This is a genomic window from Pseudomonas sp. MN1F (assembly GCF_009391885.1).
In the GTDB taxonomy this organism is placed as follows: Bacteria; Pseudomonadota; Gammaproteobacteria; order Pseudomonadales; family Pseudomonadaceae; genus Aquipseudomonas.
The window spans coordinates 1-13,212 of record NZ_VZII01000064.1 but is presented as its reverse complement, the minus strand read 5'-3'; the positions used below and the strand labels follow the sequence as shown (position 1 = coordinate 13,212).

Here is a 13,212-nt window from a genome sequence, read left to right as displayed (position 1 = left end):
TGATCCTGCCGTTCACAGCGTTGCGTCTAAGCTGTCTGGGACGGCTCAAGCCCTGGTTCCAAGGAGGACCGATTATGTTGCTGTTGTGGTTGGTAGTGCTGGTAATCGGCGCGGCGTACCTCACGCACCGACGTCTGGCGCCCTTGCAGATTCTCGGCATCATGGCGGCCTATGTGCTGCTGATGGGCATTTTCAGCCACGCCCCCGGCTGGCTGCTGACCCTGATCTGGATCATGCTGGCGCTTAAAATCGCCCTGGTGGCGCTACCGGAGTGGCGGCGCAAGGTGTTCACCGCCCCGGTGTTCAACTGGTTCCAGCGCACCCTGCCGCCGATGTCACAGACCGAGCGTGAAGCTATCGACGCCGGCACCGTGTGGTGGGATGGCGAGCTGTTCAGCGGCCGCCCCGACTGGCGCACCCTGCTCAGCTATCCGGCACCGAAGCTGACCGAGGAGGAACAGGCTTTCATCGATGGGCCGACAGAAGCGCTGTGCGCCATGGTCAGCGACTGGCAGATCGGCCAGGACCTCGACCTGCCGCCCGAAGCCTGGGCGCATATCAAGCAGAACGGCTTCTTCGCCCTGATCATCCCCAAGGAATATGGCGGCAAAGGCTTCTCCGCCTACGCCCACTCCCAGGTAGCGATGAAACTCGCCACCCGCAGCGGCGACCTGGCCTCCACCGTGATGGTGCCCAACTCCCTGGGCCCGGCCGAGCTGTTGCTGCACTACGGTACCGACGAACAGCGCAACCACTACCTGCCGCGCCTGGCGCGTGGCGAGGAAATCCCCTGCTTCGCCCTCACCGGTCCGCTGGCCGGCTCCGATGCCGGCGCCATGCCCGACACCGGGGTGGTCTGCAAGGGCCAATGGCAAGGCGAAGAAGTCATCGGCCTGCGCCTGAATTGGGAAAAGCGCTACATCACCCTCGGCCCGGTCGCCACCCTGCTGGGCCTGGCATTCAAGGCCTACGACCCGGACCACCTGCTGGGCGAAGAGGAAGAGCTGGGCATCAGCCTGGCCCTGATCCCCACCGATACCCCCGGCGTGGAGATCGGCAAGCGTCACCTCCCCCTGGGCGCCGCGTTCATGAATGGCCCCAACAGCGGCAAGGACGTGTTCGTGCCGTTGAGTTTCCTGATCGGCGGCCAGGCCATGCTCGGCAAAGGCTGGATGATGCTGATGAACTGCCTGTCGGTCGGCCGCTCGATCTCCCTGCCCGCCGTGGGCACTGGCGCCGCCAAGTACACCAGCCTGGTCACCGGCCAATACGCCAATATCCGCGAACAGTTCAACGTGCCGCTGGCAGCCTTCGAAGGCATTCAGGAATCGCTGGCACGCATCGGCGGCAACGCCTGGCTGATGGACAGCGCGCGCCTGCTGACTGCCAAGGCCGTGGACCTGGGCGAAAAACCCTCGGTACTGTCGGCGATCCTCAAGTACCACCTCACCGAACGCGGCCGCGAGTGCATCCAGCACGCCATGGACGTGCACGGCGGCAAGGGCATCATCATGGGCCCGAACAATTACCTGGGGCGCAACTGGCAAGGCGCGCCGATCTTCATCACTGTGGAAGGTGCCAACATCCTGTCGCGCAACCTGATGATCTTCGGCCAGGGCGCCATCCGCTGCCACCCGTTCGTACTCAAGGAAATGGCCCTGGCCGGGCGGGAAGACCATGACCAGGCGCTGCGCGAATTCGACGACTTGCTGATGAAGCACATCATGTTCGCTGCCGGCAACGCAGCCAGCACGCTGGTATTCAACCTGGGGCTGGGGCGCCTGGAAAGCGTGCCGGGCGATGCCTTGAGCCAAGGCTACTTCCGCGCCCTCAACCGCCAGGCATCCGCTTTTGCGCTGCTGGCCGACCTGTCGATGATGCTGCTGGGTGGCGCGCTCAAACGCCGCGAACGCCTGAGCGCACGCCTGGGTGACGTGCTGAGCTACCTGTACCTGGCCAGCGCCGCGCTCAAGCGCTATCACGACCTCGGCTCACCGGAACACATGCAGCCCTTGCTGCGCTGGGCCATGGAAGAAAGCCTGGGTCAGGCGGAAAAGGCCCTGGACCGGCTGCTGGACAACTTCCCCAACCGCTTTGTCGGCTGCGCCCTGCGCGTATTGGTATTCCCCTTTGGCCGCCGCCATACCGGGCCGAGTGATGAACTGGATGCCGAGGTGGCGGCATTGATCGGCCGCAGCAAAGGCGATCCTGCACTGGAAGAGCTACTCGCCGGCTGCTTCAGGCCACAGGCTGACGGTGACCCGGTGGCGGCGCTGCAACGGGCCTGCGACTTGCTGGATGAAGCGGCGCCGCTACACAAGGCGCTGCATCAGGCAACCAAGGAAGGCAAGGTGCGGCCGGCACCTGGGCAGCCGGTGATCGATGCAGCTGTTGACGCCGGTGCATTGCAACCTGGCGAAGGGCAGCGGCTGCAGGCAGCGGAACAGGCTCGACGCAAAGTGATCGATGTGGATGCCTTCGACAAGGCGCAGTTACTGCCGGAACAAGGCAAGGTCCGCTGAGGCATGGGGCCGCTTTGCGGCCCCTTCTCCATCCCGCGTATACTCCGCGCCCGTTTCAACCATCCCGAGGACCGCCCCATGGCCAATCCCCACCTGGAATACCACCTGCAACTGCTGAACCACCTGCGCACCATCCTGGTAGCCCTCGGTGAGGCCGAGCAGGTGCCGGAGGAAAGCCACGCCCTGTTCCTCGAACGCTTCGACGAACTGCTGACCTTGCTGCCGCAAGAACCGCTGGAAAGCCAGTACCTGGGCCAGGACCTGCTCTGCCAGGTCATCCAGCGCTACCCGCAGATCGCCCACCTGGTGCCGCGCGACCTGTTGTGGTTCTTCGGCGGTGACTGCCTGCACTACATGCCCGACGAAGAGCTCGCGCTGTACCAGCAACTGGAGGAACTGCGCTACGAAGCCTCCGAGCGGGGCGAGCCATTCGACTGGCACCAGCAGAAGCAGCTGCTGAGCCTGCCAGACAACAGCCACAATCACTGACGCCACGCTCCCCTGCCAAATGACAGGGGACATCGTTGTAAATATCCCCCGATTTGCGCGACTCGGCTTACAGCTAGACGCCGTCGCAGTCCCTACCCTGATCGGCGCACCGGAATCATCCAGTCGCCGTGCGTATGGCGCACGCCAACCCTCAGCGTAGGAACGAGCTTCATGAAAATAAACATAATCCCCCTGGCCCTGGCGTTCGCCAGCACGGCTGCCTTGGCAGCGCCAGAAGTCGGCACCATCAATTTCTATGGCAAAGTAGATGCTGGCAGCCCATGCCCCATTGAGGTCATCGACCCCTCCACGGGCGCCAGCCGTATCGAATTGGGCTCCCCCAACTCGGCCCACTTCGCGAACGTGGGCGACAAGTTCGAAGTGCGTGATTTTGCGCTCCAGATCACCCCCAAGGCCGGTGTCTGTACTATCCCGCCAGGCACAGAAGTGGACGTCGTGTTCGCCGCACTAGGCAGCCCTGTCGGCGCGGCAAACGACCTGTATCCGCTGTTGCCGGGCTCCACCCCGGATATCGCCGTCTCGATCCTCGACAAGAACAACACGCGCCTGGCTCCCGGCGATGCCTCGGCAAAATACCAGATAGACGAATTGCGACCCACGCTCATGGCGTTCTCCGCCCATTACGAAGCCATCAAGGTACCGGTTACCGAGGGGTCCGCGCTGGCCAACGTGAACTTCACCGTCAACCTTCCATAACGCTGCAATCCGGGCACGCAAGTGCCCGACCTTGCCCCACAATCGCCAGGCCAATCCCATGCCCCTCACATTTCCTCTCCTGCGCTCGGCCGCCTGTCTGTTCGCCCTGCTCGGCTGCCTGAACCACGCCCATGCGGCGCTTACCCTCAGCAACAACCGCATCATCCACCAAAGCGACAAGAACAGCAGTTCGGTCACGGTCGGCAATCATGCCAAGAAAACCTATGCGGCGCAGGCCTGGGTCAATACCGAAGCAGACGATACCACCACCGCCGTGCCGTTGATCGCCTCGCCCGCCCTGTTCCGTATCGCGCCGGGCGACGAGCAAGCGGTGCAGATCAACCGCCTGCCCAACGACCTGCCGCAGGACCGCGAGTCGCTGTTCTTCTTCAACCTGCAGGAAATCCCCCAGACAGAGCCTGGTGAGGCGAGCAATACCCTGAACATTGCGCTGCGCACCCGCATCAAGCTGTTCTACCGGCCTAGCCAGTTGAAGGGCAACCCTCAGAGCCTGATCAAGGACCTCACCTGGTCAGTGCAACGCATCGAGGGCAAACCGCACCTGGTAGTGGACAACCCAACACCCTTCCACTACACGTTCGGCCTGCTCGAAGTGACCGGCAACGGCAAGTCCGAACAGCTCAAAGGACGCGAAATGGTGCCGCCGTTCGGGCGCCAGCGCTACGCACTCGCCAGTACCGCGCCGTCAGCCAAGCTGTCGGTGACGTTCACCACCTTCAATGATTACGGCGGCGTCAGCCCGGCGATTACCCAGCCCTTGGGCAACATCACACCTTGAGGCAGCCCGTTATTTGAGGGTCAACTTCATTTCCTCGAAGCTCGGGACAAGTGGCCAGGTATGACCATCGTCATAGCTGAGCGTACAGCTCACTACCAACTGCGTTCCGAGCTCCAGCCCCTTCACGAAATCCAGGTCGATGGTCACGTCATCTCGGCTGCCGATACCCCCGGTCACGTCCAGGTCGATCAACTTGTAGCGGGTCAGTACGGGATGAGTGACCCAACCGGAGGGTGTCTTGCCTCTCGCCTCGAGCGTGATCCGCTGGTCGGTGGAAATATGCTTCCACTTGGCCAGGGTGACCCGAGGGTTGGAGGTCAACTTCCACACTTCCAGTGAGTCGCCGGTACGCTCCGGGATCTGCGGCGCGGGCAGCTTGTTACGGGGCATGGGTAGCACTGTCACCTCACGCTCACCGGAGTCCAGCGTGTCGTCAGGTAAAACAATCCGATAACGCAACTTCACCACCTGGCCTGCCATGGCGACCACATTGCGCATCGGAACAGCATATTCGCGCTGCCCTTCGACCCAGGGTTCGAGCCAGCTTCCGAAACTGCCCTCCTCCCCCAGGAGCAGCTCCACATGCTCCCCAGCTTTTATGACCGCGTCCGCTGGAATGATCACATCGAGCGGCGCGGAAAAGTCCAACAAGGCCAGTTCGACCGACGTCCTGTCACCCAACGTGGGGGTTTCCAAGGCTGGAGTGTGACGCGGCAATGGTTGCGCAGCCACATCCAGGCTCGCTGGCACGGGATAGGGGCTGGAATTGCCAGCGCGGTCGCGGATGAGATAGTGCGCATAGCGCAGACCGTCGAGTCGGTCGCGGATCATCCCGCCCTCATAGACGAACTGCAGGGGCTTGCCAAGGTCGTCTTCGCTCAGCGTCCAGTGACCGGCCTCATTGTTCTGGTACGGGGCACTGTCCCAGTAGTAGGTGATCTCATCCCCCACCTCGGCAACCGCGTAATCAGGTATCAAGGCCAGCAATTGGTCATCGTGGCGGAGCAGGAAATCCTCCGTAAGCTGACCGCCGCCCAACGCGGGAAACTGCAAGCGCCCATCATCGTCGCCCAGTTCGGGTTTCGTCTTGTCGACCGTCACGGTGAGCTCACCCGAGCTCAGTTCGGCGTGGTTCCACACATGCCCTACATAGTCAAACCGTAGTGTCCCCTCTGCGAAGTAGCGAGGCTCGATGTCCACGAAGCGCTCGCTTTCGGGCAAAGCCTGCGTCCATTCCCTGTGGCCCACATTGACCGCTTCGCCGTCGTTATCGACACAGTAGATATCGACCCACTCGGGCCAATCGGGACTGGGTTTGGAATGGGTCCACAAGGTGAATTCGACACGCACCGGACCGGCCAGCGCCTCGATGGGGATCAGGTTAGGCGCCCCGCCCGGAATGTCCTTCATGGCATCCGGAATGACCGGTGCTGGCAGATCCGCGACAATGTCTGCCGATAGAGTGTTTGTCATACGCATGGGCCTGCTCCCAATCCGCAGCAAAAAAAAGGGTAGGCCCATTGCCTACCCTGTATTCAGGTCCTACCAGCTGTAGCGCACCCCGACATTCGCCCCCCAGGGCTGTTCGATGTGATCGCCATTGCTGTAGTCGAAATCGGCATGCAATTGCAGCCTTTCGTTGAGCGATACGGCCAGCCCCGCCCCCAGCTCACCGCGCGAGCCGGACAAGTCGTTGTCGAAGCGGTTGTCATTGACCTTGACGTCGTTACCGTTGACGAACTCATGGGCATAAGCCAGGCGCAGGTAAGGCTGCGCAAAGCGGCCCTGGCCCAGATCGAAGGTACGCCCCGCGGTGGCACCGACCTTGCCCAGCAGCGAGCGGGTGTCATCACCCTGTGCCTGCAGGCCGTTGTCCAGGTGGTAGTCCTTGCCCTGGATGGTGACGGCGGACCATTGGGTATAAGGCGCGACGAAGTAGCCATCGTCCAGTTCGAACTGGCGGCCGAACTCGGCGGACACACCCAGCCCGAGGTTGTTGTAGTCACCTTTGGTACGCTTGCCGTCACTCAGGGTCACATCGGACGAATTGTCGAACCGGTTGAGCTTGACCACGCCATCGAAGTAGTAACCGCTGGCGGCGTCCAGCCATGTCCCATACAGGCCCAGGTAGTAACTCTTCACCTCGGCCGAGGCACCGCGCTCAAGATTCAGGTCCGAGCTGCTGTGGCCCGCCATCACACCCGCCAGCCATTGCCCGTCACCAAATGGCAGTACGCCATCAGCGCCGAGCGAGAAACCCTGCTGGACCTGCTGATAGTCACTGCCGGTTGCGGTCGCGACATTGAACTTGTTGCCATAGGCCCTGCCCCAGGCGCCCGACTTGCCTTGATCCCGACGCACCTCACCCATGCGGCTGCGCAACGTCGTCAGTTCGCCATACCAGACCGTGGGCGAGGTGTTGAACAGGGCAAGGACAGAAGCCGTTCCCGGGCTGATGATCTTGCGCGAACCGTCGAGGTACCAATCGTTGCCACGCTGCACCAGTTCGTAGGAAAACGCACCAAGATCGACAGGCCCATTGAGCAACGAGAACTGCGCATCGCCGCTGGCCGTGTGAACCAGATGCAACTGGTTTTCCGCCACCGGATCGGCGCCGCTGCTACCCACCAGCAGGCTGTGCTGCCCCGTGGCCGAGCCGGTCACGTCGAGGAAATCGGTTTGCCCCGTACTGAAATCGGCATCCATGATGAAGGTACCGTTACCGCTCAGTTCGCCGACCGTCAGGCGCTGGTACTGCCCGGCCTCGCCGAAGCGCACCGAGCCTGCATTCAGGGCCAGGCTGCCCACGCTGCTGTCTTCGACCATGTTCCAGCGCGCCTGGTTGGCCACGGACAAGGCCTCGACATTGTCCAGGCGCCCGGTCAGGCTGGCATGGTTGTCCAGGCTGATGCTGGCGCTGGAGCCCGCTTCCACTTTGACGTCCCCTACCAGGTCACTGGCATCGACCGCCAGGGTCGCCGCCGAGTTGCCCTGCACTTCCAGCAAGACGCCATTGCTGCCTACCAGGTTGGACCCCGCCCCCACCTTGATGTCGGCCTTGGCGGCAAGGCCGGGATCGCCCACGACGATCGCCGACCCGTTCCTGCCCTCCACCGTACTGCCCACCAGGTTGACTTGCGCCGCATCGCTGAAGGTGTCGTCAGCGGATACCTGCACGCCGGCACCGGCCCCCACCAGGTGGCTGCCCTGGGCATTCAGTTCGGCATTGCCGAACAGCACAGCCGCACTGGACGTGCCGGTGCCCACCAAGGTACTGCCCTGCAGGTTCAGGACCGAGTTGCCCGAAAGCAGCGCCCCGCCTTGTGCACCTTCCACGTAGCTGTCAACCACGGTGGCCGTGGACCCGTCGAGGCCCCTGCGCTGCAAGCGCAAGCCTGTCCTGTCGCTGACGATCCTCGACCCGCCGTCGATGTTGGCCTTGGCATTGACCAGTGCCACGCCATTGGCACCGTTGGCCGTTACGGTGCTGCCTGTCATCTGCAGGCTCGCCCCTTCACGTACATCGATAGCTTCGGTCGTAGCCTGTTCGGCGACCAGTTTCCCACCCGGGCTGACCCGATAGCTGTCCACCGGGGTGCCCTGGCCGATGTTCAATTCTCCTTCGACCAGCGTCAACGCGTAGGCGCCTGGTGATGCCGTGACCGCCGAGGCCAGCAGCAACGCACGGGCGAGCGGATGCATTCCTGAATATCCAGGAGTCATGGGTTTACCTCGTTAATGCTTCGTTCAAATGAAAGTACGGTTAAGACGAAGTTACGAGCCTACAAACTTAGATCCGAAATACCTGTAGGAAAATTCTGATACTGCACAGGATTTATCCTCACCGTCGCGTGCATCGCAATGTTATTCAGGGTTTGGGCCGTAACGGGCAACTTCCTATCCCGTTGTGCATGACAACGAAAACTTCACGCACAGCTGACTCCCTGGGTTTTCCACCTACAGTGAAAGAGATTTTCACTCGCCCACGACCCTCCGGTTGCGCGGGCGTATAAACCTGTTTCACGTATGTTTCGAAGGGGATCCGCCAGACAAAGCCATTTATATTTGTCTCGTCCAGCGTAATGACGGGCTCGTAGAGGGCGCCGTCGACCGGGTCGTTACTGCCATCCTCGCCATCGCCGTGCACTGCAGACCAGTGCATGGTTATCTTGTCAGTTACGACGAGACCGTATTGGGTGAGGTCATCAACCTGAACTCGCACGGCCGGGTCCGTGTCATCGTCATCTTCATAAATTGATTGGCAAGTCAGCAGCGTCAGTCCACCACTTTGCACAACCCCCAGGAACTCAGGCTGGACGGGATACACACCCACAGCCTCGACCAACACATTGGTATCGAGCGACCGGATCGGGTTAGGGTTACTGGGTCGCTCTACCCGGTAATGGACGGGCACGTTGCCATTGCGGCCGGGCTTGATGACGTCATCCCAGCTGACCGTTTTGGTGATCGTGGTCCCGGGTTCGCCAACCTGGACCTCATGTTCGAGACCTGCAATCAGTGCCCCCCCCCAATAAAACGTGAGCACATCCTTCGCTTGCAAGGTGGCGTTGATCACAAGCGTCAGCGTTGCATCCTCGAACTCGTCATCGGGATCGGTCAGGTGGTTGTCCTCACCCGATGCACTCGTAATCGTCACCTTTTCCAGGTACTGGTTTTCCGGGTCGGGTACTTCGGGTTCAGGATCCACGGGGTCCACCGGCCCGAAGCGCTCGAGGTTGACCTTCACAGTGGTATCCATCGTGCCTTGCGGCACGGTGCCACGCCGAAGCTCGTAGGTGACTACGGTGTCCTTTTCCCCCGTGCCGTCTACGCCATAGTCCGCATACAGCACTTCTTTGCTCAGGGTGAATTCCACCGGGAATGTGCCCGTATCAGACATCGCACGCCATTCCGAGGCGGGCTGGTTCCCCCAGATGACGCGCAGTTCGTCCTTAGGCTTCCAGTTGTCAAATGCCAATACCTGCACAATGACCCCGGCAAAAGCATCGTCCTTGATGATCCGTCCTTTCGCAGCCTGCGGCACGACAGGGGCCTTGAGATTGGCAGGTAGAGCGCCCAGAGCGACGCCTACGTAGGTCGGAAAGGAAAAGTTGCTTCTATTGCCCGCCTTGTCGATCAATACATACACGACTGCGATGCCGCCATCCCCGGCGTCATCAATCACTGCTTTGGAAACAGGAATGTTCTGGGGGCGTGACGTGACCTCCACAGCAATATGCGGATCAAGATCTTCGGGAATCTCGGTAACTGAAGCGTCCAGCCACCAGACTCCTACCTTGTCTTTGGGCTTGAAATCAGCGTAATCGGGCAACTCGATTACAACCTTGTCTTTATTGGCATCCGTGACCGGTGCGATATCCGCCATCTTTTTGGGCGGTGTCTGGTCGTAAGGGGCCTTGCGGTCGAAGATAAGGGTCAGGGGCAGCGAGTCACTGAAATCTCCGTGACCATGTTCAACCTCATAGCCGAACGTATGAACACCCTCTCCCAAACTCTCTATGAAGTCTTTCGGCACAGTAATAGGAAAGGGGAATAGCGTTTCGTCACCCTTTGTAAAGAAGTCAGAGCTCAGCGCATTACCACTTGGCAAATGAATAAGCTTTAACTCATCTTGGAACAGCGTACTTCCTGGCAATTGCCAGGGATCTTCAACAATAACAACCAGCTCCAAGTCCGGCTCTGCGAGGTACTTCCTGAATACAGTGTTATCCGCTCTATCCGCTATCAACTTGTCGTCTACGATCAATGCATCCAGCGTCGCCCTGCGCACTCGAGGGGCGACGGGGTTGACGTCAGCGGATACCGAATCTTCGTTATCGTTCATGATTATCTCCCGGAGAAATACGCATGCATCGACGGTTCAATTAACCTTCGACCTACTCCCATACTGTTATCCCCCCCGCCGTCACGCAACTGGCATTTTTATCAGGTTGACAATTAACTTACCCATAAAAAAGCCCGCCTTCACGGCGGGCTTCAAACAACTTCAGCGGGCAGACTCAATATTCCTCGCTGGTCAACCTGTCCAGCGGATCATAACCGTATTTCACCACTTCCGCGTTCGCCACACTGACGCACCACAACAGCCTGCCGCCCTTCTCCCTCACGGCCGTCAGCAACTCCCCTGCCGGGCTACGCATGACCCTGAAGGTATCGACCGGGTGGGTCGCCGAGGGCACATCGACCCTGATCACCCTGCCCTGCTCGTCAGCAGTGAAGCGCCGACCGTCCTCGTCCCATACCCGATTGCCGTGCTGGTCGAACGCCTCTTCGATCAGCGCCGGTACTTCGACATTGATCAAGCGGCCCAGCCCATCGTAGGTCAACACCCGGCCGGCATCATCGAGCGTGAGGTTGCCGTCCTTGTCATAGTCCAGCGGTATAGTGGCCGGATAATCCGGATGATCATTCTCGATACGGCTCAGTTGCGCCGGGTCTTCATTTTCGAAGTAATACCTGGCCTGATTGAGCCCCTCGGCAAAGCGCGTATTCACCCGAGTAATGTTATCGATTTCATCGTGCCGGAAGACTTGCTCCTGCATGACGTTGCCGTACTGATCCACCGGAGAAAGCCTGCCCTCGCACAGATACTTGCGCAGCCGGCCACGCACGTCGTATTCATAGGTTTCATGGCGCAGCACCTCGTGAATATCGCCTTCGGTCAGTGTCTTCCAGACAATCGCGTCTTCGACATCGTAGCCCTGTGTCAGTGACTGCAACGTACCGCCAATGTCGAACTGGCGTTGCACTTCCCTGTCGAACGCGTCGAACATCATGACCGTTTCCAGGCGTTGCCCCCCGCCCTGGGTCAGCGTCCTGCACATCCGCCCCAGGCCATCGTATTCGAAGGTGGCGACCGAAGTCTCCAGGGTCGTCTGCCGCAGCCTGCCATAGCCGTCATATTCATACACTTGAGGCACATCGCCCACGTCGGTGTAGCCCAACTGGCGGCCCAGCAAGCTGGTCTGGTAGTGCATCTCGGAGGTCTCACCCTGATATTCACGGGTCTCGCTCAGCACTTCCCCATTGCTGGAGTACTTGCGCTTGAGTACCAGCCCTTGTTCCTCGCAGCGCTCGAGGAGCGCATTTTTGTGGTCGTAATCGTAATCGGCCTCGATGCCCTCGGCAGCGATCCGCCGAAGCTCCGGCTCGTCACTCAACTCAGGCCGGTACCGATACTCGATCAGTTCCTTTCTTGGCGTCAGTACTGTATTGGGCTTCATCTGCCCTGGCTCGAACCCGAACACGCGCACGCGCCCTCCAGTAATCGACTCGACCATGCGGTCCAAGCCGTCGAAACGCTGCTCGCCCAGCACCACGCCATTAACACTGATCTTTACAGGCAAGTCCTCGCGGCTATGCGGGGCGTAGTCGCGATGCACCACGCTGTCATCGGCGAGGGTTTCATCCACCAAGCGGTTGAACACATCATAAACATAGTGCTTGGTTTCATTGCGCGCATTGACCTCCCGGGCCTTGCGTTGCAAGCCGTCGTAGTAGGTCTGGCTGACGCTGTACGACGCATCGCTGGCGTCGAGCCGTTCGATGCGAGCCGGTTCATCGAACAGCGTCAACCAGGTGACAGTGGTGCCGGTAGCCTGCTGGCGATCAGCAGACTCGCGCCATTGCGTTCTGATGGGCCCTTTCGAGGCCGAGGTGCCAATCGGATCGTAGCGGTCATGGTGACGTACCTCATCGACTGCGATTTCGCAGTACTGCCGGCCCCAACCGTCGAACAGCCTCTGCCGCGGCAAGGCCAACTCGCGTGGCGGCTGGTTCGGGTAGTCGAGCCAGTCGTAATCGGTTTCGCTTACCTTGTCACCCAGCGCGTCGTAGCTCGCGGCATAGGTGGGGCGCAAGGCCGCGCGCTTGCTGATGTCGGCGTTATCAGCATCCTGGCGGAACTGCGCGATGGCACGGTTGAGCCCGTCGACCAGCGTGCGGGTAATCACCCCTTTGACATCCTCGGCCGTTTGCGTGGCCTGCCCGCCGGCCTGGCTGACCAAGGTATAGGTGTACTTGCGCGAGGCCTTGAACCCATTCTCGTCATCATCATCGGGCGAGACTGTTTCGACAAGCACCCGGCGCAAGGCGTCATAAACGTAGGCGATCTTCACCTCATTATCGTCATAGTTCTGCAGCGGCTGGTTGATCAGTACGGAATGAAGGAGCGTCTGTATCTTCTGAGCGTGACGAACAGCGCCATCTTCAAGCTCAAGGCCATGGTCGAAGCCCGTGAGGGTACGTATTTCTTCAAGCACCTCCTCACCCAACTCTGGGCGCTTGGCAAAACGGTGCTCGGTGGTCGTTTCGTGGTCGTTGAGTATCTTCCTCTCCTCGACCATGCGGCCGTGTTGCAAGGGCTCGCCAGGCAGGTCCTGGTACTTGCGGAAGGTGAATTGCTGCGGTTGTTCCTGCTCGCTCACCAGTTGCGACAGTTCTTCCTCATGGGCCACGAGCCAGCCCTTGCCCAACGTCGACCCAGTCAAAGCCTTCAGGGACCGGTAACGATACCGCGTGCGCGACTTGGCTGCCTTGCCCTCGTCGGTCCTGGCCGGGTGCTCGGTACTGGTCTTGCGGCTGCGGGTGAACAGTAGTGGGTCGGGCGGGCAATCTTCACCTTCACCGGTCTGTGGATAATAGGTATGACGGGTATAGACCGTG

8 protein-coding genes are annotated in these 13,212 nt (G+C 60.5%); 4 read left to right on the top strand and 4 right to left on the bottom strand.

The genetic code is table 11. The annotated features are described in order from the left end of the window. The first annotated feature begins 74 nt into the window (after positions 1–74). From F6X59_RS26995 to F6X59_RS26980, 4 genes are all read left to right on the top strand, one after another. Positions 75–2,522, top strand: coding sequence for an acyl-CoA dehydrogenase (locus F6X59_RS26995; protein WP_152959127.1), 2,448 nt, complete (start codon positions 75–77; stop codon positions 2,520–2,522). A 78-nt stretch (positions 2,523–2,600) separates the two neighbouring features. Continuing rightward, on the top strand, positions 2,601–3,011 hold the full coding sequence (locus F6X59_RS26990) for a PA2817 family protein (RefSeq protein ID WP_152959126.1): 411 nt from the start codon (positions 2,601–2,603) through the stop codon (positions 3,009–3,011). 171 nt (positions 3,012–3,182) lie between these two features. After that, positions 3,183–3,728, top strand: coding sequence for a fimbrial protein (locus tag F6X59_RS26985; protein ID WP_152959125.1), 546 nt, complete (start codon positions 3,183–3,185; stop codon positions 3,726–3,728). Between the two features lie 58 nt (positions 3,729–3,786). Beyond that, the gene (locus tag F6X59_RS26980; RefSeq protein ID WP_152959124.1) at positions 3,787–4,527 is read left to right on the top strand and encodes a molecular chaperone; all 741 of its coding nucleotides are present in this window, start codon (positions 3,787–3,789) and stop codon (positions 4,525–4,527) included. 9 nt (positions 4,528–4,536) lie between these two features. Here the strand turns inward: F6X59_RS26980 and F6X59_RS26975 are convergent, their stop codons facing one another. From F6X59_RS26975 to F6X59_RS28475, 4 genes are all read right to left on the bottom strand, one after another. Continuing rightward, positions 4,537–6,006 carry a hypothetical protein gene (locus F6X59_RS26975; protein ID WP_152959123.1) on the bottom strand — a complete coding sequence of 490 codons (1,470 nt, stop codon included), beginning with the start codon at positions 6,004–6,006 and terminating at the stop codon, positions 4,537–4,539. Positions 6,007–6,069: 63 nt separating this feature from the next. Continuing rightward, positions 6,070–8,229 carry an autotransporter outer membrane beta-barrel domain-containing protein gene (locus F6X59_RS26970; RefSeq protein WP_256669467.1) on the bottom strand — a complete coding sequence of 720 codons (2,160 nt, stop codon included), beginning with the start codon at positions 8,227–8,229 and terminating at the stop codon, positions 6,070–6,072. A gap of 166 nt (positions 8,230–8,395) precedes the next feature. Further along, positions 8,396–10,372 (bottom strand): hypothetical protein, encoded by a 1,977-nt coding sequence (locus tag F6X59_RS26965; RefSeq protein ID WP_152959121.1) that lies wholly within the window; start codon positions 10,370–10,372, stop codon positions 8,396–8,398. Positions 10,373–10,547: 175 nt separating this feature from the next. Continuing rightward, the coding region (locus F6X59_RS28475; protein ID WP_372240555.1) for an RHS repeat domain-containing protein at positions 10,548–13,212 on the bottom strand (2,665 nt) is incomplete at its 5' end.

What these genes read in the sequence shown, in the direction of transcription:
- F6X59_RS26995 (WP_152959127.1), top strand. Translation starts at nt 75, where the DNA reads ATGTTGCTGTTGTGGTTGGTAGTGCTGGTAATCGGCGCGGCGTACCTC.
- F6X59_RS26990 (WP_152959126.1), top strand. Translation starts at nt 2,601, where the DNA reads ATGGCCAATCCCCACCTGGAATACCACCTGCAACTGCTGAACCACCTG.
- F6X59_RS26985 (WP_152959125.1), top strand. Translation starts at nt 3,183, where the DNA reads ATGAAAATAAACATAATCCCCCTGGCCCTGGCGTTCGCCAGCACGGCT.
- F6X59_RS26980 (WP_152959124.1), top strand. Translation starts at nt 3,787, where the DNA reads ATGCCCCTCACATTTCCTCTCCTGCGCTCGGCCGCCTGTCTGTTCGCC.
- F6X59_RS26975 (WP_152959123.1), bottom strand. Translation starts at nt 6,006, where the DNA reads ATGCGTATGACAAACACTCTATCGGCAGACATTGTCGCGGATCTGCCA.
- F6X59_RS26970 (WP_256669467.1), bottom strand. Translation starts at nt 8,229, where the DNA reads ATGCATCCGCTCGCCCGTGCGTTGCTGCTGGCCTCGGCGGTCACGGCA.
- F6X59_RS26965 (WP_152959121.1), bottom strand. Translation starts at nt 10,372, where the DNA reads ATGAACGATAACGAAGATTCGGTATCCGCTGACGTCAACCCCGTCGCC.